Source organism: Geobacillus proteiniphilus, assembly GCF_001908025.1.
Lineage (GTDB): Bacteria > Bacillota > Bacilli > Bacillales > Anoxybacillaceae > Geobacillus > Geobacillus proteiniphilus.
Genome location: NZ_MQMG01000029.1, coordinates 20,864 through 44,664, shown reverse-complemented (window position 1 = coordinate 44,664; position 23,801 = coordinate 20,864). Strand labels below are relative to the sequence as shown.

25 protein-coding genes, 2 pseudogenes and 1 riboswitch are annotated in these 23,801 nt (G+C 55.0%); all 27 genes and pseudogenes read right to left on the bottom strand.

Features of this window, described 5'->3' with window-relative positions; all coding sequences use genetic code 11:
* Positions 1–139 precede the first annotated feature (139 nt).
* On the bottom strand, positions 140–952 hold the full coding sequence (locus tag BRO54_RS11095) for a histidinol-phosphatase (protein ID WP_074043953.1): 813 nt from the start codon (positions 950–952) through the stop codon (positions 140–142).
* A 311-nt stretch (positions 953–1,263) separates the two neighbouring features.
* Complete coding sequence (locus BRO54_RS11090) at positions 1,264–2,430, bottom strand: transposase (RefSeq protein WP_239691252.1); 1,167 nt, start codon at positions 2,428–2,430, stop codon at positions 1,264–1,266.
* Positions 2,431–2,595: 165 nt separating this feature from the next.
* Positions 2,596–3,690 (bottom strand): GerMN domain-containing protein, encoded by a 1,095-nt coding sequence (locus BRO54_RS11085; protein WP_074043952.1) that lies wholly within the window; start codon positions 3,688–3,690, stop codon positions 2,596–2,598.
* A complete protein-coding gene (gene sigX / locus BRO54_RS11080) occupies positions 3,668–4,213 on the bottom strand; it encodes an RNA polymerase sigma factor SigX (protein ID WP_074043951.1) in 546 nt (181 codons plus the stop codon). The genes BRO54_RS11085 and sigX overlap by 23 nt, the downstream gene beginning before the upstream one ends.
* Positions 4,214–4,326: 113 nt before the next feature.
* A complete protein-coding gene (locus BRO54_RS11075; RefSeq protein WP_074043950.1) occupies positions 4,327–5,043 on the bottom strand; it encodes an AIR synthase related protein in 717 nt (238 codons plus the stop codon).
* Positions 5,036–5,524 (bottom strand): ECF transporter S component, encoded by a 489-nt coding sequence (locus BRO54_RS11070; RefSeq protein ID WP_074043949.1) that lies wholly within the window; start codon positions 5,522–5,524, stop codon positions 5,036–5,038. The genes BRO54_RS11075 and BRO54_RS11070 overlap by 8 nt, the downstream gene beginning before the upstream one ends.
* Positions 5,521–6,099 (bottom strand): cob(I)yrinic acid a,c-diamide adenosyltransferase, encoded by a 579-nt coding sequence (locus tag BRO54_RS11065; RefSeq protein ID WP_074043948.1) that lies wholly within the window; start codon positions 6,097–6,099, stop codon positions 5,521–5,523. Before BRO54_RS11065 ends, BRO54_RS11070 begins: the two co-directional genes overlap by 4 nt.
* Before the next feature lie 14 nt (positions 6,100–6,113).
* Positions 6,114–6,530, bottom strand: coding sequence for a bifunctional adenosylcobinamide kinase/adenosylcobinamide-phosphate guanylyltransferase (locus tag BRO54_RS11060; protein WP_074043947.1), 417 nt, complete (start codon positions 6,528–6,530; stop codon positions 6,114–6,116).
* On the bottom strand, positions 6,464–7,114 hold the full coding sequence (locus tag BRO54_RS11055) for a histidine phosphatase family protein (protein WP_074043946.1): 651 nt from the start codon (positions 7,112–7,114) through the stop codon (positions 6,464–6,466). Before BRO54_RS11055 ends, BRO54_RS11060 begins: the two co-directional genes overlap by 67 nt.
* Positions 7,072–7,860, bottom strand: a complete 789-nt coding sequence (locus BRO54_RS11050) for an adenosylcobinamide-GDP ribazoletransferase (protein ID WP_074043945.1) — start codon at positions 7,858–7,860, stop codon at positions 7,072–7,074. The genes BRO54_RS11055 and BRO54_RS11050 overlap by 43 nt, the downstream gene beginning before the upstream one ends.
* A complete protein-coding gene (locus BRO54_RS11045; protein ID WP_074043944.1) occupies positions 7,857–8,414 on the bottom strand; it encodes a bifunctional adenosylcobinamide kinase/adenosylcobinamide-phosphate guanylyltransferase in 558 nt (185 codons plus the stop codon). The genes BRO54_RS11050 and BRO54_RS11045 overlap by 4 nt, the downstream gene beginning before the upstream one ends.
* Entirely contained in the window at positions 8,411–9,481 is a 1,071-nt protein-coding gene (cobD, locus tag BRO54_RS11040) for a threonine-phosphate decarboxylase CobD (RefSeq protein ID WP_074043943.1), read from the bottom strand. The genes BRO54_RS11045 and cobD overlap by 4 nt, the downstream gene beginning before the upstream one ends.
* Positions 9,438–10,409 (bottom strand): adenosylcobinamide-phosphate synthase CbiB, encoded by a 972-nt coding sequence (cbiB, locus tag BRO54_RS11035; RefSeq protein WP_074043942.1) that lies wholly within the window; start codon positions 10,407–10,409, stop codon positions 9,438–9,440. Before cbiB ends, cobD begins: the two co-directional genes overlap by 44 nt.
* Positions 10,406–11,878: an adenosylcobinamide amidohydrolase gene (locus BRO54_RS11030; RefSeq protein WP_074043941.1), complete on the bottom strand. Its 1,473-nt coding sequence runs from the start codon at positions 11,876–11,878 to the stop codon at positions 10,406–10,408. The genes cbiB and BRO54_RS11030 overlap by 4 nt, the downstream gene beginning before the upstream one ends.
* On the bottom strand, positions 11,875–12,930 hold the full coding sequence (locus tag BRO54_RS11025; RefSeq protein ID WP_074043940.1) for a FecCD family ABC transporter permease: 1,056 nt from the start codon (positions 12,928–12,930) through the stop codon (positions 11,875–11,877). Before BRO54_RS11025 ends, BRO54_RS11030 begins: the two co-directional genes overlap by 4 nt.
* Positions 12,896–13,855, bottom strand: a complete 960-nt coding sequence (locus BRO54_RS11020; protein WP_074043939.1) for an ABC transporter substrate-binding protein — start codon at positions 13,853–13,855, stop codon at positions 12,896–12,898. Before BRO54_RS11020 ends, BRO54_RS11025 begins: the two co-directional genes overlap by 35 nt.
* A 137-nt stretch (positions 13,856–13,992) precedes the next feature.
* A riboswitch (cobalamin riboswitch) is annotated at positions 13,993–14,191 on the bottom strand.
* A gap of 131 nt (positions 14,192–14,322) precedes the next feature.
* On the bottom strand, positions 14,323–14,937 hold the full coding sequence (locus tag BRO54_RS11015) for a PH domain-containing protein (RefSeq protein ID WP_074043957.1): 615 nt from the start codon (positions 14,935–14,937) through the stop codon (positions 14,323–14,325).
* Positions 14,938–15,122: 185 nt separating this feature from the next.
* Positions 15,123–16,487: an APC family permease gene (locus tag BRO54_RS11010; RefSeq protein ID WP_074043938.1), complete on the bottom strand. Its 1,365-nt coding sequence runs from the start codon at positions 16,485–16,487 to the stop codon at positions 15,123–15,125.
* Positions 16,488–16,500: 13 nt separating this feature from the next.
* Positions 16,501–17,406 (bottom strand): acetamidase/formamidase family protein, encoded by a 906-nt coding sequence (locus BRO54_RS11005; protein ID WP_074043937.1) that lies wholly within the window; start codon positions 17,404–17,406, stop codon positions 16,501–16,503.
* 81 nt (positions 17,407–17,487) lie between these two features.
* Positions 17,488–18,777 (bottom strand): hypothetical protein, encoded by a 1,290-nt coding sequence (locus BRO54_RS11000; protein WP_074043936.1) that lies wholly within the window; start codon positions 18,775–18,777, stop codon positions 17,488–17,490.
* Positions 18,777–19,478, bottom strand: a complete 702-nt coding sequence (locus BRO54_RS10995; RefSeq protein WP_011231754.1) for a response regulator transcription factor — start codon at positions 19,476–19,478, stop codon at positions 18,777–18,779. Before BRO54_RS10995 ends, BRO54_RS11000 begins: the two co-directional genes overlap by 1 nt.
* 3 nt (positions 19,479–19,481) lie before the next feature.
* Complete coding sequence (locus BRO54_RS10990; protein WP_239691251.1) at positions 19,482–20,234, bottom strand: sensor histidine kinase; 753 nt, start codon at positions 20,232–20,234, stop codon at positions 19,482–19,484.
* Between the two features lie 220 nt (positions 20,235–20,454).
* Positions 20,455–20,982, bottom strand: a pseudogene (locus BRO54_RS10985) (DUF7916 family protein); the annotation flags it as partial.
* Positions 20,976–21,098, bottom strand: a pseudogene (locus tag BRO54_RS10980) (PTS transporter subunit EIIC); the annotation flags it as partial. The pseudogenes BRO54_RS10985 and BRO54_RS10980, both read right to left, overlap by 7 nt.
* Complete coding sequence (locus BRO54_RS10975; protein WP_074043934.1) at positions 21,098–21,829, bottom strand: GntR family transcriptional regulator; 732 nt, start codon at positions 21,827–21,829, stop codon at positions 21,098–21,100. The gene BRO54_RS10975 and the pseudogene BRO54_RS10980, both read right to left, overlap by 1 nt.
* Positions 21,826–22,587 (bottom strand): glucosamine-6-phosphate deaminase, encoded by a 762-nt coding sequence (gene nagB, locus BRO54_RS10970; RefSeq protein ID WP_084544551.1) that lies wholly within the window; start codon positions 22,585–22,587, stop codon positions 21,826–21,828. Before nagB ends, BRO54_RS10975 begins: the two co-directional genes overlap by 4 nt.
* Complete coding sequence (nagA, locus tag BRO54_RS10965) at positions 22,578–23,780, bottom strand: N-acetylglucosamine-6-phosphate deacetylase (RefSeq protein WP_074043933.1); 1,203 nt, start codon at positions 23,778–23,780, stop codon at positions 22,578–22,580. Before nagA ends, nagB begins: the two co-directional genes overlap by 10 nt.
* Between the last annotated feature and the right edge of the window lie 21 nt (positions 23,781–23,801).

Genomic DNA, 23,801 nt, shown 5'->3' with positions numbered 1-23,801 from the left:
GGGGGCTGACCCAAAAGGTTGTTTTTCCTTAAACAAAACACAACACATCGTTTCTTAATGATTGTTTTATGCCTACATACGGTAATAAGAAAGGGTGTCCTGATCCTTTTGGGACACCCTCGTGTTTTGTCAGTTCCGTTCAGCCGAGCGGCACCGCCTTACGCTCGCCTTTCGAGAACGTCATCAGTTCGGTGTAGCCGACGCTGCGGGCGAGTTCGACCGCCTTGTCAAAGTCGGCGCCGACGTGCTCAGGCACGTGCGCGTCGGACGACAACACAATCGGAATGCCTTTGTCATAGCACATTTGGAGCAGGCGCGGATCCGGATACAGTTCGCCGACCGGCTTGCGCAGCCCGGCGGTGCTGATTTCGACGCACGTTTTCGAATTGGCGAGCGCTGTTGTCGCCCGGTCGTATTGTTCAAGCAAAAATTCCTCATCTTCCGGGACGTATTTAAAAATTTTCACCAAATCGAGGTGGCCGATAATGTCAAACAAATTCGACTCGGCGAGCGTCACGACTTGATCGAAATATTTGCGGTATGTATCGTACAAATCGCGCCGTTCCCACTCGTGGCGATATTCGGCTAAGTCGATGCCGAAATCGTCGACCCAATGGATCGAACCGATGACATAGTCAAACTCGTATGAGCGGATAAAGGCGGCCATTTCCTCGTGTTTGCCCGGCGTATAATCCATTTCGATCGACATTTTCACATCGAGGCCCGCATCCCACGCTTCGTGGAACAGCCGGACATAATCGTCCATATCGTAGCAGCGGCGCGCGTCGACCCACGGATTGGACAAAATGTTTTTCGTTTGGTAAAAATGGTACGCGTGCTCGGAAATGCCGAAATGCTGGATGCCTTTTTTGACCGCTGCATCCGTGAACTGGCGCAAATAATCAAGCGTCAACGTCCCTCGTTCCAAATGGTTATGATAATCGGTCAACATCGGTGTTTCTCCTCTCCTGCTGTTTTTCTCATTATAACGCATTACCGCAAGAAAGGACAACCGTTTTGCGAATATTCATCCAATCATCCGTTGGCGCCGACAAGAAACAACAGTCCGACGCATACCGCCACACCAGCCACCGCCAAGAGGCGTCTCATCACATCGCCCATTTCCATCCCTCCTTGCCTATGTCGCACCATATATGTCTTATGTCAAAACGAACGCCGATAGAACGGCCTCGCGTCGACATTAACAAAAATTTGACACTCCGCACGCCTAAAGGGCGTGGGATTCTTGGGTCGTTTGCGCCCTCATCCATTTCTGGTTCGGACAACGCCCAAGTTTAGGGGTGTGTCATCACCCCGTCCCATCGGGTTAAGATGTACCCCAATGGGCGGCGCACCTGTGACCAGTGCGCTAGGTTCGGCGGCGAAGCCCGAAATCGCTTTGGCGATGTTGATCGCGCCATTCAAGTCGGCATGAATCGTATATCCGCATTTTTTGCATTGGAAGTGGATGCCGTTTCGGTTCGCTTTCTCTCGATGCCCGCATCGGCATGTTTGGCTTGTATAGGTCGGCTTCACCCACTCCACCCGAATGCCCGCCATTTCCGCTTTATAGGCAATCATCGTTTGCAGTTGATGAAACGACCAGGAATGAAGGCTTCGTCCTGCTTCTTTGGCCGATGTTTCCCGCTTTCGAATCCCCGTCAACTCTTCCATCCGAATCACGCCAACACCGTTGGCGAGGGCAAAACGAACAATTTGACGGCTGATTTTGTGGTTTCGATCCTTCATCCAGCGGGACTCTTTACGGCCGATTTTGCGAATCATATGGAGCTTCTTGGCTTTGCCCAACGTTCGCCGCAAAGCCGCATATCGTCGGCGAATGAAAGCGCATTGGCTGCCCTTGAAAAACAACGATTTCGTTCCCACGCTGGCAACGGCAATATAGCGAAGTCCTAGGTCAATTCCCATTACCTTGGTTTCTTCCCGTTGTTGGACTTCAACTGTGATCGCAATAGCGAAGTACCATTTCTTTCTCTTTTTGTAGAGCTTGGCCGCCCCTTGTTTGGCGGTTCCATTGATAAGCCGATTCAGCCATGCTTCTTGATAGGAACGCGTGACGACAGGCACGCCAATTCGCTTCTCCAGTGTGGGGAATGAAACCGTGTAGAACTCTCCTTTCTTTTCCACCTTTACGTTTTGGTTGTTAAAGCAACACCATAATGTTCGGAACTTCTTTGTTTTCTGGTTTTTCTTTTGAGACTTCACTTCTCGAATCGTCTGATTCACGACGGCAGAAGGGAACCGCTGCGACGAAAACTCTTTAAATAGTTTGCTCGTCGCTTGATTCAGCTCGGGATGATTCAACAGCCAATTCGCAAACGCGGTATTCACTTCTGTCATCCGTTTATACATGTCTTGTTTGACTTTCGTTGGGTTGTACAGCTCCAGCCTTAGTGTGATCGTCGGCATGGATTCACCTCCTTGTGGCGATGACAGGATACCGTTTTTTTCATAATCATTCAATATAAGAAAACGGCTCGCTTTCATCCCACCCCTAAAGGAGTGGGCTTTCTCGCTCGCGGGTCTGTAACAAAATGATACCGTCTAAAAACCGCTAAGAGCTCACGCTGGCGGCTACGGGTCGGCCGCCAACAACGCGGCGTTCGGTCCGGCCGGCACGTTGATCGGCTTCCCAAGCGGATACGGGCCAAGAGTCGATAACCCGCTCGACTCGAATGTGACGTCAAGCAGCCCAAACTCTTTCGCCGTCAGCAACACCGCCTCTGCCATGCTCGCCGCTTCTTCCGCGCTTGGCCGAGCGGACAAATGAAGCCGGACCGTAGCATGGCGCGCATCGACATCGACCGAATCAACTTCCACCCCTGATGGAATGGCCGGCTCAAGCCCGTGGATCGTCGATTTTTTCATCTGCTGCAGCGCCTCAGGAAACGAGCGGGCGCTGCCTGGCGCCGGGATGAGCACCGTATAGCCGAAGGAGGAGGAGCGGTTTTGATAATACATTCGCTTCTGCTGGTTGATTTTTGTCGTTTTTAGACGACCAAACACTGGCAAATCGAGCCCTTCTTCCTCCCCAGTGAAAAAGCGGATGCTTCGCCCGCCCATCTGCCGCACTGTTTCCATGACCGCGTCGAAAAAGAGGCGTTGTTCCTCATGGCTGGCGGCAAACACGCGATGGCTCGCTGGAACGCGAACAACCCATACGCGCCCATCGCCTGTCGCCGGGGCCATCTTCACACCGTCGAGCCACGCGGACGCCTCACGCAACGGGGAACGGGCAAGCTCACCGAGCGCCGCGGACAGTCGTTCTTCCGACGCGGAACGGCCAAGAAGGGGAACAACCACTGGCACCACTTGGCCGATCCGCTCATCGGGCAAGGCAATAACCACTGCATTCGCCGGTTCGCTGACGGCCATCATCGCTTTTGGGTGAGAGGAAGCGCCATCCGCCTGCAACGTCTGAACAGGGGATGAGGAAGCCTCGTTTTTGTCCGAACGTGTTGGAACGATGAAATGCGGACTGGCATAAACCGCCGATGCAAGCACGGCCGCCGATGCAACCGCTGGGAGCCAACGCCGCTTCCAGCGCGCCATCCGCTGAGCGCGCACCAGCCGGGCATACACTTCTTCTTTCGTGCGCCGGTCTTTGATGACGGGCAACTGTTCAAGGCCATGTTCAATGCATCGCTCATTCCAATTGAGCTTTTTCACACCGCCACCCCTCCTGTTTTGCCTCTTCCTCCATATATTGCTTGAGCGCCTTTAGTGCGCGGTGCTGCGTTGTTTTCACTTTGCTTTCCGTCCAGCCGAGCGCTTCCGCCGTTTCCGCGATCGACAGCGACTGGATGAATCGAAGGACGAGCACAAGCCGCTGATCAACCGTGCAGCGCGCCAAACCACGGTACATAAGCTGAATCTCCTCTTTTTGAATCGCCATTTCCTCAGGAATCGGCTCGTCGGCGCCGATTTGTTCCTCGCTCCATTCCGCCGAACCAGCCCATTGGCGTCGGCGTTTTTGCTTGCGGAAAAAGTCAATGGCCACATGGCGCGCAATGGACAGCAGCCACGTTTTTTCGCTACACTGCCCTTTAAATCGTTTGTATGAGCGCAGCACTCTGACGTACACTTCCTGAACCAAATCTTCGGCCTGCTCTCGATTCCGCACCATGTAGAATAAAAAATTAAACAAATCATTATGGTACTTTTCATACAACTTTTCAAAGACGGGGTCCATCGCTTCTCTCCCCCTATCTCCCCCATGGACCGCGACAAAAAAATCCCATTATCTTCATGATAACGGGTTCGAGCTAAAAAGGGAATGATTTTTTCACCAAAAGCAGCCGGCTTTTACCACTCGACGTGCAGTGGAAAAAAGAGAGAGCCGGCTTGCTTTTTGATTTCACTTTCGCCATCCGGATCGTAACTGACAAGCACCGACGTCGCCGGGCCGCCGGAGGAAAAGAGCGGAAGCGGGCATGCGCAGGCCCGCCCTTGGCGGCCGTTAGCGGCTAACAGCTGTGTCCATTCGTAATAAATACCTTTCGAGCCGATGGGAATCAATTCGTAAATGTATGGTGAGCGAAGAAGAGCGGCAAACAGCGAAAGCGGCGCAACCCATTCCGGATGCGCCAACACGGCCGAGCCGACGAGAGGACGGCCGATGACGGCAAACTTCGCCTCTTCCGGCGTGATGCCGATTCGTTTCCGTTCGTTGGCCACCGTCCCGATGGCCGTCACTCCAAGCGCCGACTGCACGGTGGGAAAATTCGATTCCGTGCTGCCGGTGATCGGGGGATCGATCCCCAGCTCGCGGCACGCCCGGCCGATGCCGCGGCAAAGGGCTTCCCACCGGTCATCGGCGATGAAGTTTTGCAGCACGATGGCCCTCGCTTCCGCTCCGACGCTTACTAATTCCATTAAAGCGACGCGGGCGGCAAAATAAGCGACCACATCAGCCGGAGCAGATACGACGTCGCCCGGCTTGTCCCCGACCGCCGCCGAACCGTCGGCGGCAACGGCGATCTCCATGCCGTCGGCAAATGGAAGGAAAAGCACATCACGCATGCGGCGCCTCCACCCCCGCTTTCGCCGCCAACCGGGCGACAACCGGCATGACGGCCAAAGCGATCAACACGTTGACCGCGGCAGCTGCCGAAAGCGGCGGAATGACGGCAAAAACAAACGGCCAGCCGAACGAAACGGCAAGCGGCAGCGGCGCCAAAAACGCATTGCCGATGAAAAAGGCCGCGGCGCTGCCTATTTTCCATCCCCGCCGATGCAACACGGCGAACAGGGCGCCAAGCCCCGCCATTTCAAGAGCGACAAACCAATGAATCGGGCCGAGTGGAAAACCGCCGATCAACGCCGAAACCAAATGCCCCAGCCCAGCGACCGCCGCTCCGGCGCGCGGACCAAGAACCCCGGCGGCGACAAGCGCCGGTGCGCTGTCCAAAGCGATGCTGCCGACAAACGTCGGCAGCTTGATGAAGGATCCGATCACCGAAAGCGCCAAACAAACGGCCGTCCAAGCCAAGCGGCGGTTCATTGTTTCTCCTCCTTGTTGCGGAACACAATAGCGCTCCGTTCATACTCGATGTCCTTTACCCCTAAACGGGCGTTCACGACCCGGGCAGCGGCGAACAAATAATCGGACAGGCGGTTCATATATTTGAGCACAACATCGTTGATCGGCTCCGCTTTTTGCAAGGAAACGATGCACCGCTCCGCCCGTCTTGCCACCGTACGCGCCATATGGAGCGCCGCAGCCGCCTTGGAGCCGCCCGGCAAAATGAATTTTTGCAATGGCGGTGCCTCTTGCACGTGCGCATCAATGCGCTCTTCTAAAAATGTGACCATCGCCTCGGTCACCTTATACGGAAGCTTGCCGTTGACGATGGCCAGGTCGCCGCCGCAGTCAAACAGCTCGTGCTGGATTTTTTGCAGCTCGGCGCAAAGGTCGCGAAACCGTTCATCGCCGGCCAATAACGCAAGCGCCCATCCGATGAACGAATTCGCCTCGTCAATCGTCCCGTACGCCTCGACGCGCAAATGGTCTTTGTCAACGCGCCCGCCGACTAAACTCGTTTTCCCTTGGTCCCCGGTTCGCGTATACAATTTCACTTTTCCTCTCCCCCTTATTTCAATCGTTCCGCCAGTCCGCACCAAAGCCGGTCGACGCGGCAACACAAGGAAGCTAGTCGCTGGTAGCACATTCCCACTGCGTCGCGCCAGCGCCGCTCTTCCGGATCAACCGGAACAACGCCTTGCGTCACATCGGTGCCGATCCAAACGACCGTGCGGTTAGGCGCTGCCGCTTCCCATCGTTGCCAAGCGCGGAAATAGGATTCCCACTCGTCTGCGTCCGGACGGAGGCGGATGGCGGCTTCCAACCCGTCAAAGACGACCGTTTTTGCCGTTTCGATGCCATCCGGCGACCTATACGGCTCCAAATAACCGTTATGCCATACAATATGAACTCCATCATTTATTCCATACCGTTCCCGCACCCATTTTCGTTTTCCTTGAAACGCACCGCCGATAACGAAATGCACCGCTCTCCCCCTTTCCAACGCTCGATCGTCGATTCCAACGTATATCCGCCGGCAAATGGCACCTCCCATTCCCAGAACGAACGGGCATCCGGCGCATACTGCTCGAGCAGGAGGCGAATTGGGCCGCCATGGGTGACGATCACGACATGGCGGGCTTCGCTTTGCTCGGCCAAAGCGATCGTCTCCGCGAGCGCCTGTTTGATGCGCGCTTGAAAGTCGGCATAACGCTCTCCTCCAGGCGGCGCCGCGGAAAAGGGCGACGCAAGCCATTGGCGGTAGGCGGGCTCTTCTTCCAGCTCAGCAAACGTTTTTCCTTCCCAAGCGCCAAAGTGAAACTCGCGCCAGCGGCTGGTGCACCAATCTGCCCTGCGTCCGCCAAACAGCAAGGCGGCCGTTTCTCGACAGCGGTGAAGGTCGCTTGTGACCATGCAGTCGACCGGATACGGCCGCTCAAGCTGCAAACGGCATAGCCGATTGCGCTCCGCGGCCGCAAGCGGCGCATCCGTCCAGCCGATATACGCCCGACGTCGGTTTTGTTCCGTCATCCCATGGCGGATGAGTGTAACAGCCAAATGACGCCCCATAGCACCGTCTCCCCTCCTTCGATCAGCGCGCCGAGCACATCGCCGGTGATGCCGCCAAACTGTTTTTCCGCCCACGGCTTCGCTGCCGCCGCCAAAACGACAACCGCTGCAGCCAGCGCCGCCCCTGTTTGCACCGAAATGGCGGTGGATGCACAAAGAAGCGAAAGCAATACAAAAGCGAGTCCAAGCGCCCAAATGGCATCACGCCATGAACTATATTCGCGAAGCGATGCGGCCATTCCTGTCGGCTTTGCCAGCTTGCCGACGGAAAGAAGCCAGGCAGCTCCGGCCCGCGACAACAGCGGAACGGCGGCGAACAGCGCCGGCGGAACGCCGGCTTGGAGCGATTCGTACAGAAACAGCCAACGAAATGACAACAAACAAATAAGCGACAACACCGCAAACGCACCGACACGCGAATCGGACATGATCTCTTGCCGCCGCTTCACATCGCGGTATGAAAAAAACGCATCGCTTACATCCATAAACCCATCGGCATGCAGCCCGCCGGCTATCCAAATGCCGAGCCAAAGAAGAAGAAGCGCCCAAACAAGCGGCGAGCCAAATGAAAATAACGAAAAGAGCGCATACACTCCGGCTGAAAACGCCCCGATCAGCGCCCCCGCAAGCGGCATACAGCGTACGAGCCAGCGGACATGGACGGCGTTCCATTCAATCGAGCGCCGAATCGGGATGATGGTAAACAGCTGCAGCGCCAACAGCCATCCGTTCCATGCTTGCTTCATCGCGGCCACCGCCCCTTTTTCACGCGGAGAAGGCCGCATTCAACGACCGCGGCGGCCGCTGCTTCCGCGACCAACTGTTGGTGAAGCGAGCCAAGCGTTTTCATGTAGCGAAATGTGCCAGGATCATCCGGCACGCCCCCGGAAAACAGCTCGTTCGATACAATCACAACCGCGCGGCAGGCGGCATCCCACGCCCGCACTCCGTCAAGCAAGCGGCGGGCGGTGGCTTGGGCGGTTGCGTCTGTTTTCCAGCTTTCCCCGGAAAACAATTCGTGGGCGAGCCAAGCGGTCAAGCAATCAAGCAGGACGACATCATTAGGGCGCAGGGAAGCGGCAATCTCCCGAGAAGAGAACGGGGCTTCCCACACCGTCCAATGCGCGGCCTGCGCCGCACGCCGCTCTTGATGGCGGCGGATGCGCTCCGTCATTTCTTCATCCACTGCCTGCGCGGTAGCAATATAGTGAAGCCGACCTCCGCAAGAAAGCCGGATGGCGCATACTTCCGCCGCTTCACTTTTTCCGCTGCGCGCGGCTCCGCTGACAAACACAATCATCCGCTCCACCTCGCAAGCGCCTCAAGCAGCCGATCGTTTTCCACCTGCGTTTTGACCGCGAGCCGCACGTAACGTCCATCCAGTCCAGGAAAATTCATTGTATGCCGCGGGACGATTCCTTGCTGCAATAAATAGAAAAACAAATCCTCTGTCCGTCCGGAGAGCGGACGCAGCAAGTAAAAATTGACCACCGACGGCGAGACGGCATACCGGCCGGCCGGCAGCGACCGAAACACGCGCTCCCGCTCGGCGGCGATCCGTTCTTTCGTCCACTTGACAAACGATTCCATCGCCATGAAACGAAGCGCCAATTGTTGGGCGATGCAGTTTGTGCTCCATGGCGGCTGATGCGTTTTCAGCGAAGCGATCACCGCCTCGTCGGCAGCGACATAACCAAGGCGCGCGCCGGCCAGATGATGGATTTTCGTCAACGATCGAAGCACAATGAGGCGCGGATAGCGATCCAGCCACCGCATGGCTGTAAATCCGCCGCGCCAAAACGGATAGAACGCCTCATCCACCACGATATACGTCCCTGCTTGATCCGCTGCAGCGACGAGCGAGCGGAGATCACGCTCCGGCATCACGGTTCCGGTCGGGTTGTTCGGATGACAGAAAAAAACCGCGTCGCATTCCGCTGCCCATGCCGCCGCTTTGTCGATGTCGTACGAAAAACCGTGGCTTTCCTCTGCCAGCAAAGACTTGACTTCGCATCCGTAAGCAAGGCAGGCGCGCCGATACTCGGAAAACGTCGGCTCTAAGATGCCGACGCGCCGGCCGGCAAGCAGCGCGGCCAACAAATAAATCGCCTCCGCTGCCCCGTTCGTCACCAGCACTTGCCCGGGGCGAATCTGCTCCTGCTTGGCAACGAGCTCCCTGAGCGCCTTCGCTTCCGGATCCGGATACTCACCGGCCCAGCGAATCCATTCCTCGCCGTTCGGCCAAGCCGACGGCGGCAGGCGATATGGGTTCGTATTGACGCTGAAATCAATGTATTCTTTCGGAGGGGCCAATCCGCATTGCTCATACAACGCGCGCGGATTCGCCCCATGCGCCGGCCAACGCAACGATCATCCCCCCGATCCATAGCAATAACGTAAAGGCGAGCACCGTTCTGATCATGATGCCGACCGCCTGGCGAATATGAACCGAGCGCAGCGGAACATCGGGATCGCCGAGTGTCGGCCGCTCAGAGACGACGCCGCCATATGTATTCGTCCCGCCCAGCTGCACCCCAAGCAATCCAGCCATCGCCGCCTCGAGCCAGCCGCTGTTCGGGCTTGGGTGGCGGCGGGCATCGCGAAACAATATCGACAGCGCCAAACGAAGCCGGCGGCCGCCGCAGACCAACACCATCACGAGCGCCGTCAGCCGCGCTGGAATATAGTTGAACACATCATCCAACCGAGCAGCTGCCCAACCAAATTCGCGATACGTTTCATTTTTATAGCCGAGCATCGAATCGCACGTGTTCACCGCCCGGTACAGCATGGCAAGCGGCGCGCCGCCCAAGGCCGCGTAAAAGAGCGGAGCAGTGATGCCGTCGCTCGTATTTTCCGCCACCGTTTCGACGCAGGCGCGGGTGATGCCGGCCTCATCGAGCCGCTCGGTGTCGCGGCCAACGATCATCGACAGCGCCCGCCGCGCCTCGGGAAGATCGCCCGCTTCAAGCGGCCGGCGCACATCCTCAGCCGCTTCAGCGAGGCTTTTGGTCGCAATGGTGGTGAAAATAAGCGCCGCCTCGACCGCCACCCCCACGTACACGGACAACGCATAGCCTACATAAACGACCAACGCCGACAACCCGTAGACGGCGGCCAGGACCGCCGCTACGGCCGCCGCACCTTTCGCCCGCCGCCTTGTTCCCTGGTTCCAGCGCCGATCAAACCAGGCGATCCACTTTCCCATGCCCCGCACCGGATGCGGAAGCCAATGCGGGTCGCCAAGCAACGCGTCAAGCAACAAGGCCAATGCCATCGCGAACAGGTGCGTCATCGCCGCCCCCTCCGCCGCTTGTAGCGGTCAAGCGCCTCGATCGTCGCTTCATACACGAGCCGACCGATCGCGCGCCCCAGTTCCGTCGCCGTTCCGGCATAGGCAAACGTCCGCCCGGTTTGCGTCGCCGCCACGGCGAGCGAATCGGTCGACGTGCCGGTGGCAAGCGTCCCTGTTTCCGGGTCGCAAACCGAACGGTCGGCGAGCGCTTTCGCCTTCGCTTCCGTCGCCGTCATCATCGCCTGGACAAACGCCGCTTCCGTCAGCATTCCGTCAATGACAATCACCATATTGATCGTTCCCGGCCTTGCCACAAGCGGCTTATGCTGCCATGCCCGAGCGGCATCAACCGCATTGCCGACGCCAGCGGTCGTCATGACCGCAACCGAAAACGCTTCCCCTTCTTCCTGAAGCCAAACGGCATCATGGACGTCAACCGCCGTCATCATGCCGATCGTTCGTTCCGGCGAAAACCCGTGTTGCTCCAAATAGCGGCGCATGTCTCCTTCCGCATCGCGGCAATCGTAATCCAACCCGACATGGCGATTGACAAAATGGGTCGCCCATTGAAACCCAGCGCCGATCAATGCCGAGGACAGGACGCGAAGCGGCTGGCAGGAGGCAAGAACAGCGGCGTCATCAAGAAAGGACAAACGCAGCCCGCCGGCCGGCGATTCTTCTTGTTTTCCTTTCGGCACAAACGAAAACATCGGCTTTGCCGTCGCCGGATGGGCCAAACGCACAATCGGCGCGGCAAACACTTCCTCAAGCAGCGCCGGCGTCATCACATCTGTCGGCGTTCCAAGCGCCGCTGTTTTTCCTTCTTTTAACACAAGCACCCGGTCGCAATATAAGCTAGCGACGTTCATATCGTGAAAGACGGCGACGACCGTCAAATCGCGGGAGCGGGCAGCTTCCGCGAGCCGGTCCAAAAGCCGGACTTGGCCGCTCATATCCATATGGTTCGTCGGTTCATCCAAAAGCAGCAGCCGCGGCTCTTGGGCGAGCGCCCGCGCCAAATAGGCGCGCTGCCGCTCCCCGCCGCTTAGCCGCTCAAGCGGCTCATTGATTTTGTCGGCCAAGCCGACCGCACGAAGCGCTTCTTGAACCGCGGCTTCATCCTCTTTCGTCCACGCCGGAAACAAGCCGCGCTGATGAGCATAACGGCCGAGTGCCACCGTTTCTCTCACCGTGTAGCCGGGCGCCGTCTCCGCTGTCTGCGGCAGGACGGCGGCAAACCGCGCCCATTGCTTCGCAGACAGCGCCAAAAGCGGCTGGCCATGAATCTTGATCTCACCGCTGGCAAGCGGAAGCTCTTTGCAAATGAGTTTCAGCAGCGTCGTTTTTCCACTGCCGTTCGGCCCGACGATGCCGAACAGCTCCCCTTTTTCCACGGAAAACGTCACACGATCAAGCACTTGCTTTGGTCCATACCGATGCGATACGGCCCGCACCTCAAGCATCATCATCCCATCTTTCGCTTCGTTTTTCGGAAAAACAAGACGGCAAATAGCGGGGCGCCGATCAGCGAGGTGATGACGCCGATCGGCAGTTCGCGCGGTTCAATGATCGTCCGCGCCGCCACATCGGCGAGCACAAGAAACGCCCCGCCATACAAGAGCGACAGCGGCAGCAGCATCCGATAGTTTGGCCCGCACACAAGCCGGACCATATGCGGAACAACGAGCCCAACAAAACCGATCGTCCCGGACACCGACACCGCCGCGCCAGTGAGTAGCGCGGCCGCCGTCAAAATGATGACTTTTCGGCGCGTAACATCAACGCCGACATGAAGCGCCGCCGCCTCGCCAAAAGCAAACGCGTTCAACTCGCGGCCGTTGGCGAGAAGCACCGCCGCGCCGATGAGAAAAAACGGCAACAAAAGCCCGCTGTACTTCCAGCCGCGCATCGCCACGCTCCCCATCAGCCATGAGATGATTTGCCGCAATTCTTCCCCGGTCAAAGCGATCATGAGCGAAATGAAGGCGCTGAAAAACGCGCCGAAGATAATGCCGGCTAAAATGATCGTCTCAACCGACAGCTGCCGCTCAACCGCGCGGGTGAACGCCAAAACGGCGGCAAGCGTCGCCATGCCAAACAAAATGCTGACCACCGGCAATGTAAACGTGCCAAAGAGCGGCCATTGCCAACCGAGAAACATGACGAGCACCGCTCCGACCGCAGCGCCGGATGAGACGCCGAGCGTGTACGGATCGGCGAGCGCATTTTTCAGCAACCCTTGGAACGCCGCGCCGGCCATCGCCAGCGAGGCGCCGACCAAAAACGCGAGCACAACGCGCGGCAGGCGAATCGCTGTGACAATCGGCGCCCAATCGGCCGGAATGTCAGACGGAAGCGGCATACCAAACCATTCGGACGCAAGAATGCGAACAATAGAAGAAAAGGGAATCGACAGCGATCCTGTCGATATCCCTACGAGCAACGATAAAATGGCCGCCATGACGGCCAATATATACATCCACGTTTTACTTGAACACATCCGGGTAAATGGCTTTGGCAAGTTCCTCGACCCCTTCGGCAAGGCGCGGACCCGGTCGGCTCACTAAATCGGAGTTGACGTCATACACCCGCTTGTTTTTCACCGCTGGCACGTCTTTCCAAGCGGTGCGCGCAAGCACTTGCTTCGCTCCGCCGTATGTCGTGATGATAACGTCCGGCTTATAGGCCACTGCTTTTTCTTCTGTCACCATCGGCCAGCCTTCCAAGCTGCCGGCGACGTTTTTCGCTGAAATCACTTGGAGCATCTCATCCATAAACGTCCCTTTGCCGGCCGTATACAGCTGCGGCGGCGGCGACACTTCAATCCAGACGTTCGCCTGCTTATCCGCCGGGATTTGTTTCGCTTTTTCTTGAATTTGCGCAAGCTTCTCTTTCATATCATTAATCACTTGCTTCGCTTTGTCCGTCGTCCCTGTCGCTTTGCCGATCAATTCGATGGACGCATACACATCGTCAAACGACTTTGCATCATTCACGACAAGCACGGTGATGCCGGCGTCTTTCAATTGCTTGAGGCCATCGCGCGAGTTATGGGCGCTTGACGCGTGAGCCAAGACGAGATCCGGCTTGAGCGAAATGATTTTCTCGACGTTAAACTCCATGCCGCCGATTTTCGTTTTCGTTTTGACGTCTTCCGGATAATTGTCAAAATCGCTGACGCCGACGATTTTCTCGCCAAGCCCCAACGCATAGGCGATTTCCGTATTGCTTGGGATGAGTGAGACGATTTTTTTCGGCTCTGCCTTGATGGTTACATCTTGGCCAAGCCCGTCTTTCACCGTCACCGGAAACGCCGCTTGTTCCGTTTTCGGCTCTTCTTTTTTCGTTGGTTGGGCGTTGCTATTGGTCCCACTGCTGCAACCGACCAGCACGGCGGCCAGAAGGAATAGAGCAGCCAACGCCGCCGTCCATTTCCAACGCTTCATCGGTCGTTCCCCCTTTCGCTATGTAAAAATAAAAACGCCCATTCCGCCTAAATCTGGGAATGAGCGCGAAACAGACCGCCAATGGGCACAACAATGCCCTGTACGACTGTTTCCGCGTCTCACCCCCCGAAGATTCGGAAACTGCGGCAAGCAAGGCAGGTCTACTGACTCATGCTTCATCCTACTCTGAAGCCTTCCCGTACGGAAAACAGCGCAAGCCATCTGTCCGTACAGTGGCGATTTCATTTCGTCCGCATTGACAGTTGCGGGGACAGTTCCGGATTCTCACCGGATTCCCTATTAAGCCTTTTCGGCACCTTGCTGCGAATCTATTCAGTTATCGGATATGGACATTTTTATATTAAAGCAAGGCTTGGTGTTTGACAACTATTTTTGTAGAAAGAAGTCGGTCCACCACCTAGATAGATGAAGAAAAGGCGCTTCCTTTTGACGCCTTTTCGATCCCTTTACTGCCCGATATATTTTTCAAACACAAACCCGAAATCCTTCACCGTATAGTTCTTTTTCGCTTCCGCCAGCCAGCGAAAAGCGTATTCATTCACGGCCTGAAAATCCGCCGACACATTGGCGCCGTCGCCGCGCATGTTGGCAAACACCTTGGCCGCCAGTTCCAAACTCCGCTCCGCATAGTTGAACTTCGTTTCGTTTTCATGGCAAATCTCCGCGATCGCCAGCAGCGATTTATACAAATCTTTCAATTCCTCAATATGCTTTTTATGCACATCAATCGAGTAGGAGTGCGACCCGATTTTAAATTTGATTTCCGCGTCCAAGTCGACCGTCCCGGCTGTTTCGAGCGACACGTCGGAAATCGGATGCTTATAGTAATCGTAGCGGCGCAGCGTCCGTTTTTTGCTCGTGGCGCTTGTGCCGTCTAGATGAATGAGCGCGCGGTTTGTGAAGCAATATTCATCGGATTTCGATTTAATAAGGAAATAGATTTTTTCCCCATCCTCGTGCATCACATAATCATCGGCATCCACTTTGTCGTAATCTTTCGGCTGAATAACCGAGCCGATGTCGCTTAGCCCAAGCACATCGGCGGCGACTTTTCCAAACATGCTCATTTTCCTCCGGCTCCTTCCATGTTTTATCGGCGCCCGCCTATTGCGGATGAACGGCGTTTTGCCTTAACAAGGCGCCGTACTCTCATTCTGTAATACGTCGCGATCGAAAAAATGTTTCATCGTCGGCAAAAAACGAAAGACCCAACGCCTTTTATGACGGCGTCAGGCCATACAAGCAACTACAGTTCCCCGCTTAGACGGGAGTCTTTGTTAGTGAGTCGCAAAAAGATCAAATAAACGAGTCCAATCGCGATCCAAATCAATCCTAGCTTTTTGCTGAGCGGGTCCAGATTCATCCATACATAGCCGATGATAACAAAACCGATGAGCGGAAACAAGAGATGATTGATATAATCGTTACTCTTTTGTTTGCGCAAGAAATAGTTCATCACCGACACATGCAAAAAGAGGAAAGCCGTCAGGGCGCCAAAGTTGACAAGCGAAGCGAGCTTATCAATTTGCGAGGCGAACACCGTCGTGACAATGAGCGAAATCACAGCGACAAGCAATGTGCTGACGTATGGCGTTTGAAATTTCGGATGCACTTTGGCCAGCACACTGGGCAGTTTACGGTCGCGACCCATGCTGTACAAAATGCGGGAGATGGCTGCCTGGGCGACGAGCGCGTTCGCGATCCCCCACGAAAGCGCGGTGGCGACGATCGTTGTCCATTTCAGCCATGGTCCGCCTGCCAGCTCCGCAATCTGATAAAACGCCACGTCTGCATTTTTAAACGTCGTATAATCAGGCCAAATGAGAGCGGCGACCCATGTTTGCATGATGAAAAGCGCACCGACAACGAGCAAAGCGAAAATGATCGCTTTGCCGATCGATGATTTCCCGTCCCTCGTTTCCTCAGCCAGCGTCGACACCGCATCAAAACCAAGGAAGCTCAAGACGGCCACCGACACCGCCCCCATCACCGTCTCCACGCTGAAATGATCGGGATCGTACAGCGGTTTGAACGTAAACTGCGCTCCATTGACGCCTTTTATAATAGCAATAATTCCTGTGATCACAAACACTGCAAGGACGATGAGCTCTAAAACAACAATCACTTTGTTCGCTTTGGCCGTCATCTCGATTCCGAGAATATTAATGATCGTATTCATGGCAATAAACAGAATGAGCCACACGTAAATCGGCACTTGCGGCACAATGTCGGCTAAGGCAGCAGCGCTGACCAAATAGAGAAGAGCCGGAACGAAAATGTAATCAAGCAAAATGACCCAGCCTGCCATAAAACCGACATATTCATTCATTCCCCGCTGGGCGTAGGAATACACGGAACCAGCGATTGGAAACGCCTCGGCCATTCTGGCGTAGCTCAAGGCGGTGAAAATCATCCCCACCATTCCGATTAAGTATGCTAAGGCGACCATCCCTTTTGACCCTTGCGCTACATACCCGTAAATGCCGAAAGGAGCGATCGGCACCATGAACACCATTCCGTAAATCAACAAATCAACAAATGTGAGCGACCGTTTTAATTCCTGTTTATAACCAAGCGACTCGACCGATGTGTTCGTTTCAAGTTGCGCCATCGCCGTTCCCTCCTCAATCCTCAAACAGGCGGATGCCATACGCCTCAAGCACAAATCGCGGTACAAAGAAACGCGCCGTGACGAGCGGGTCAACGACTTGGCTGATTTGTGTCTGACCGGCAGCGCTAAGCACCATCGTCAAATGGTTCAGCGTCAACGGAGTGTGCGGCAACAGCAAATCAACCATTTCCTCAACCGACTGTTTGACCGCCTCATCCAACGTTTTGGCCGAGACGATCGTCGCAATGCCATCATCGTTTTGCAACAGTGGATGGTTGAGCGAATATCCTTTCATCACCCGGACGGTGACCGTCACTTCCCCCGGAATTTCGATGCCAGACACGCCGATTTCGCCGTCCCCCATCGCCGCATGCAAATCGCCTAATGCGAACAACGCCCCTTTGACAAAAACCGGGAAGTAAACGGTTGCCCCTGTTGTAATGAGCTTTGTATCCATATTGCCGCCGTGCGGCCCGGGCGTCCCGCACGACACATCCTCACCGCTCGGCGCTACCCCGATGACGCCAATCATTGGATTTAATGGAATAGAAAGATGCTCGTCAAATACGGCCCGGTTTTCTTCCACTGGAATAATTTTCGCCTCAAACTGCGGAATCCGGTCGCCAAGCACCCCGAGTCCTGGGCCGACAGCCATGACCCCCTGTCCTTTGAGGCGAATCTGTTCAATTTTTACCGCTAAAATGTCACCGGGTTCCGCCCCTTCAATATAGATCGGTCCAGTCGCCGGATTAATATGATTCCAATCGATCGAGTCAAACGGCGTTTCGCTTGAAGTAATTTGATTTTGGAAACAGTCGTACGTTTCGATGACAAACGTTTCCCCTGACTGGACTGTTCGAACCGGTTGGTGGTTTTTGCTAAATGCATAAATGGCCATCGCGCACGGAACAAATGACATGTTCGCTTTCCTCCCTTTCGTTTTTGTCTCATTATAACAGGGAGCAAACAAACTGTTTTGCATTTTTTTGATTCATTTTTGTTACTTCTTTATTTTTTGAATTAATCGATAAATCTGAGTAAACAAGAAACTGCCAATCCCATTCCATGCTATGGCCTCCAGCTCATTATGGCGCATTCCCCATCGCCAGGCGATAGCAAACAAACATACCCATCCGATCATGCCTATAACCCCCATCGGTTTCTCTCCTGTCCGTAAAGCAGCCAACCCAAAACACGAGGAGGCAAGCAAGGCGGTCGAAAACATGACCATCCGCATCGGAAGAAGGGGAGCAATAAAAAAGAGGGCTAGTACAAGCAAAAAAGAGATGACATATGTCCATGAGAGATGCCTGCTCCACCTGTGCCAAAAGATTTGCACAACGGAATGCAAGGAAAGGGATAAGCTGAGTGACAACGCCGCCAGCAAGGCAATAGTAAGCGGCCAGGCAATCAAGACAGAAGAATGGAGCAGCCACCGTTTCAGTATGGCGGCAGTCGAAGCGGCCGCCGCATACGGGACGCATAAGGCTGCAACGGCCAACGGAAGCGGAGCAAGGCAAAACGCGGCCATAGAAAACGTCAGCGCAACGCGTTCTTTTTTCAATATCGATGCAATATCCCATACATACTCGTCGGCCAACCATTGCCCGGCAGCCGCCGCCAGCACAGCCCAAAACAACACGAACAACGAAACCATGTTCACGTCGAGGGAAGCTGGGACAGTGCGTACAATCATCTCATATTGCCGCGCCACACCGCCCGTTAGATAATAGGCAAACGGAACCATTCCCATCACTATATAAACAATGTATAGCAGAACCGTTCCGATTTTCCGCATCCCGAACCAACCAGAGAGCACGGTAAACACGTACACATAGACGAACCAAATGAATAAAAAAGTCGGAGAAATACGAAAGAGTTGCTGCAACAAATAGGTACATAACACGACAACGGTAAGCAGCCGGCCGATCGAAAGAAGGCGAACAAAAAACCGAAAGAAAAACAAAGCCCGCGCCGTAAAACAGCAGTCCGGCCAGCGATCCCCTTCCTCTGTTAGGGAACGATAGCGCACGGCCGCTGCTGAACGCCAAAGCACAAAAACGGCGGCCCATACCGCCATAGCCGTCACCACCCCCGCCGCCACTCCGCCATGAATAAAAGCATAGCATCCAAACAACAGCAACTCCCCGGATGCAAAACGCAGTAACAGAGCATTGACCCCCTTGCTTAATCCAAGCGCCTCCGCTCCGATAAAACTACAGCGACCAATATGCGGCACAGCAGCAAGCAGCAGTACGCATGCCATGAATAAAAGCATATACCAGTCCATTATCCATTGGTCTCCTTATACTTCGTAGGCGGGATGCCGACATATTTTCGAAACAAATGACTGAAATGATGTTGACTAGAAAATCCTGTCTCCTCAGCAATGCGTGCCATGGACCAATCCGGCTTTTTGGTCAACAGCTCTTTCGCCTTTTCAATCCGATATCGATTGACGTAATCCTTAAAATGGATGCCGATCTCCTCAACAAACAGCCTGCTCAAATAGGCTGGATGTACATGCACGGCAGCGGCTACCTCGGTTAAGCTGATTTTTTGCGCATAATGACAGTGCACATATTCGAGCGCCGCGCGGATGAGCGGGGACGAGACAAGCGCTTCCGGATGCTTTTGTTCAAATTTCGACAGCGCTTGATCAAACTCGCTCTCAATGAGCGGCTTCACCAAGTAGTCGAGCACTTCAAGCTGAATCGCCCGTTTGGCATAAGCAAAATCTTGGTAGGCTGTGATAATGATCAAGGCAAGATCGGGCTGTTTTTGTTTGAGCTCATAGGCCAAATCCAACCCGGACTGTCCAGGAAGGTGGATATCGATCAGCGCCAGCCGGAAGCGATGGGATGCGGCCAACCGTTTCGCCTCTGCGGCATCCTCCGCCGGCCATACTTCCCAATGCGGATATTTCCGCTTCACCAAATACGTGAGTTGTTCCAATTCCAAATATTCATCATCGACAATCAACACCTTCATCGTTTATCCCTCATCCCCTGGAACATACGGCCAAACGACAAGCGCCTCTGTCCACCCGCGCTCATCTTTTTGCAACACGAGCTGAGTTGGTAAATCAAACAAAAGAGCAAACCGCTTGCGCAAATTATCCAAGCCGACACCTCCATTCGCGATGGATAACTCCTTCCCTTCATTGCCATTATCGCAGACGCGCAAATATACCCAGTTGCCTTGGCGCCGAAAATCGATCGCCAAACATTTTTCACCCGCTTTTTTCTCAAGGCCATGTTTGAATGCGTTTTCCACCAGCGTTTGCAACGTATAAGAAGGAATGAGCGCACGCTCTCCATCCGGATCCATTTGCACCGACACCGACAGCCGTGAACCGAAGCGAAGCTGCTGCACCGCTAGATAGTTGTTTGTATGCGCCCATTCTTGTTTGAACGGAATAAGCGGCTGTTTCGTCTCATAGCTATCACGCAAAAACAGCGCAAAATGCTCCATTCCCCGAATCATTTCTTCATTTTTTCCTAAGCGCGCCAGGGATAAGAAAGCGTTCAACGCATTGAAAAAGAAATGCGGTCGGATTTGTTGATGGAGCTGCATATACTTGCTTTCTTGAAGTTCTTTTTCCAATCGAAGGCGCGCATGTTCCAACTGCCAATAATCCACTTCTTTTTCCGCTACCCCCAACAGCGCCAACACTGTCAACGATACAAGCGGCAACAATACGCTGAAAATGAGAATGAGATGAAATAATGGCTCGGCAATCATCATATTCTCCCCGCCATGCGCAATGCTTTCTCATTTGTTCTTTAATTTTATCACAAATTTGTTCTTTCATTTGATCACAAAATAAATAGAGGCGGCGGTACAAGGCAACCGTTTCCCACAGCCGCAAATCTACTTCTCCAACTCCTTGATACACGCCCTACTCTCTGCCCGAAAAAACGCCCCAAAAGCGAATGCTTTTGGGACCGACTGATCATATTCCATTTTATCTCAACGGCGATCTTGCCATGCGAATATACGTGTGGCGTCTGCCGCGAATGGCGATCGAATACGCCATAATATTCTCTGGAACAGCGATGCCATGATAGCCAGCGTCGCCGATATGATGTATATCCGCCCCAGCCATTTTGCTTGCAAGCGCGATTTGACGAATCGTACTCTCGTCAGCTCCTTCTTGGCTTGTACCGATCGTCAGCATCACAAGCGCCCCATGTTCATGGGCCACCCGAACAAGCTGCTCCGTTTTGTCCAATGTCACTCCCGGCACAGTTCCGGGAGCTGGCATCAGAACGACATCCGCACCAGCGTGAATAAAGCGCGCAACGACTTCCTCAGATATAATGCTGCTCCCTGTTTCGTTGGCTACACCTGCCGCGTGCATTTTCCCCGCCATGATCAAGCCGTTTTCTCCGAAAACGGATCGCGCGGTTTCAATAGCCTTCACAATTTCATCATTCGTTACGCCCGTTTTCGGATTCCCCGTCAAGCAAATAAAGTCAACCCCTAGGCGGCGATAAACGGAATATTCAATAAATCAGGCTGACCGAGCCGAAGCAACAATCCTGCCGCCGGCAACACCGCAATGGGCAACATAAGCGCCTTCCCAAGCCGTTGTAAAAATCCTAACATCATGATCCTCCCCTTTTCATCTCAATCATAAATTTGTATCGGTCGCCGCGGTACACCGATTTGACGACTTCAAGCGGCCGACCGTCGACAAGGCACGTGCGGCGCTCAAGCAGCAGCACCGGAGCCCCTTCTTTCATCTTCAGATGCTCCGCCTCCACCTTGCGGGCGACAGATGCTTCCAGTGTTTGAACAGCGGAGCCGATGATCAGTCCTTTTTCTTTTTCGATAAATTCATAGACGGAACCGCTTACAACATCATGCGTCAGCCCGGGAACAAGATGGACGGGAATGTAGAGCGTCTCGAGCGCCATCGGCAAGCCGTCGGCCAACCGAAGGCGTCTGACTTCGTAAAGATCGTCGCCTTCCGTGACACCAAGTTTTTCAGCGAGCTTCTGAGACGCCGGAACCGTCTCAAAGCTGAGGACGATCGTGCCGGGCTCCATGCCGCGCGCCCGCATATCTTCGGAAAAGCTCGTCAGTCCTTTGAGCGGCTGCTCGATTTTTTTGGCGGCGACAAATGTTCCTTTCCCGCGCCGGCGGATGAGATAGCCATCGTTCGCTAAATTGTTGACCGCCTGCCGAACGGTCATCCGGCTGATGTCATACATTTCCGCCAACTCGCGCTCAGACGGGATCATCTCGCCCGGCTGCCACTCCCCTTTTTCGATCTTTTCTTTCATATATTGCTCGAGCTGATAGTAAATCGGAATCGGCGACTGTTTATCGATCATGGCGCATCCCCCCGCCGCTTTTCCTTTGGGATGAGCGAGAGCGCCTCTCGGTCGGCGATGATCGTCACATCCGGATGAAGGTGAAGCGCTGAAGCCGGCAAGTCCGGTGTGACAACGCCTTCGAGAAGCCGGGCAATGGCCTCCGCTTTTTCCCTCCCTGACGCCAACAGCACGATGCGGCGGCTCCGCAAAATGGTCGCGATCCCCATCGTAATGGCGTAGCGCGGCACGTCATCAAGCGACGGGAAAAAGCGGGCGTTCGCTTCACGCGTCAACAAGGCGAGCTTCACGACATGAGTCGTCGATGAAAACGGCGTCCCTGGCTCGTTAAAGCCGATATGGCCGTTGCGGCCGATGCCCAAGAGCTGCAAATCGATGCCGCCCAATTCATCGATGAGCCGCTCGTAGCGTCGGCATTCTTCGTCAAGATCAGCGGCCAAGCCGTCCGGCACATGCGTCTGATGAAGCGGGATGTCCAATTGAGCAAACAAATGCTGATTCATATAATAGCGATAGCTGTTCGGATGATCCGGGCCAAGGCCTACGTATTCATCCAAATTGACCGTGCGCACAAGCCGATACGATGTCCCATGTTGCCGATGATCGGCGGCCAATTCGCGGTACACACCGAGCACGGTCGATCCGGTCGCCAAGCCGAGAACGGCGTTCGGCTTTTCCTTGACTTGTTTGATGATGATGTCCGCCGCCTGACGGCTCATCTCTGCGTAGTCAGCAGCTTTCAAAAGCTTCATGGCCATCGCTCTTCACCCCTTTCATCCGGCTTGCGATAGGCAAGGGCACCGCGGCAAAACGTCATCATGACTTCATATCGTTCATTCAAAACGACGACATCGGCGTCTTTGCCGGGCCGCAAGCTTCCTTTCCGATCAAGCAAGCCAAGCTGTTTCGCCGGATTCCAGCTCGCCATGCGGATCACCTCTTCAAGCGTGCAGCCGGCATAATCCAGCACACGGCGGATGGCCTCGCCAAGCTTGAGCACGCTTCCCGCCAGCGTGCCGTCGGCAAGCCGCGCCTCTCCGCCGCGGACGGTCACCTCTTGGCCGCCAAGATCATATTGCCCATCGCCGAGACATTTCGCCCGCATGGCATCGGTGATTAAGATGAGCCCATCGCTTCCTTTATTCCGGTAAGCGAAGCGAACCATCGGCGGCGCAACGTGCAGCCCGTCGGCGATCAGCTCGCACATGACTTCTTCAAACATAAGCACAGCACCGGCGACACCCGGTTCACGGTGATGGATGCCGCGCATCCCATTGAACAGGTGGGTCGCATGCGTCACCCCTGCATGGACCGCCGCTTTTACTTCGTCGTAAACGGCATCGGAATGGCCGATTGAGGCGATGACCCCTGTTTTTCGTAAATAAGCAGCCAATTCAAGCCCCCCATCCCGCTCTGGGGCAAGCGTGACAAGGCGGATATGGCCGCCCGCCGCCTTTTGCCAGCGCTGGAACAGTGAGATGTCCGGATCGGCGAGATGGCGCGGGTGTTGCGCTCCGGCGCGCTTCGGCGACAAAAACGGCCCTTCCAGATGAACGCCGAGCACTTCAGCCGCTCCCGGCCTGTTCGCCTCAGCCATATAGCGAGCGACGTTGCGAAGCGCGGCTTCGATTTGTTCGCTTGGCGCCGTCATCGTCGTCGCTAGAAAACTTGTCGTTCCTTCCGCCGGCAACGCCTTCGCCATCGCGTGAAGCGCCTCCGGGGTCGCATCCATGACATCCGCCCCAGCCGCCCCATGAATATGGACGTCAATGAATCCCGGCACGACGGCAAACTGCGGAGAAAGCTCGATCACTTCCGCCCCTTCATCAGTTGGGCATGACGACATCGGACCGATCGCGGCCACTTTTTCCCCTTCGATCAGCACATACCCTTGTTCGATATTCCCTGTTTCTGCATACACCGCGGCATTTTTCAATATCCATCGCTTCATCGCGATTCCCCACTTTCCATT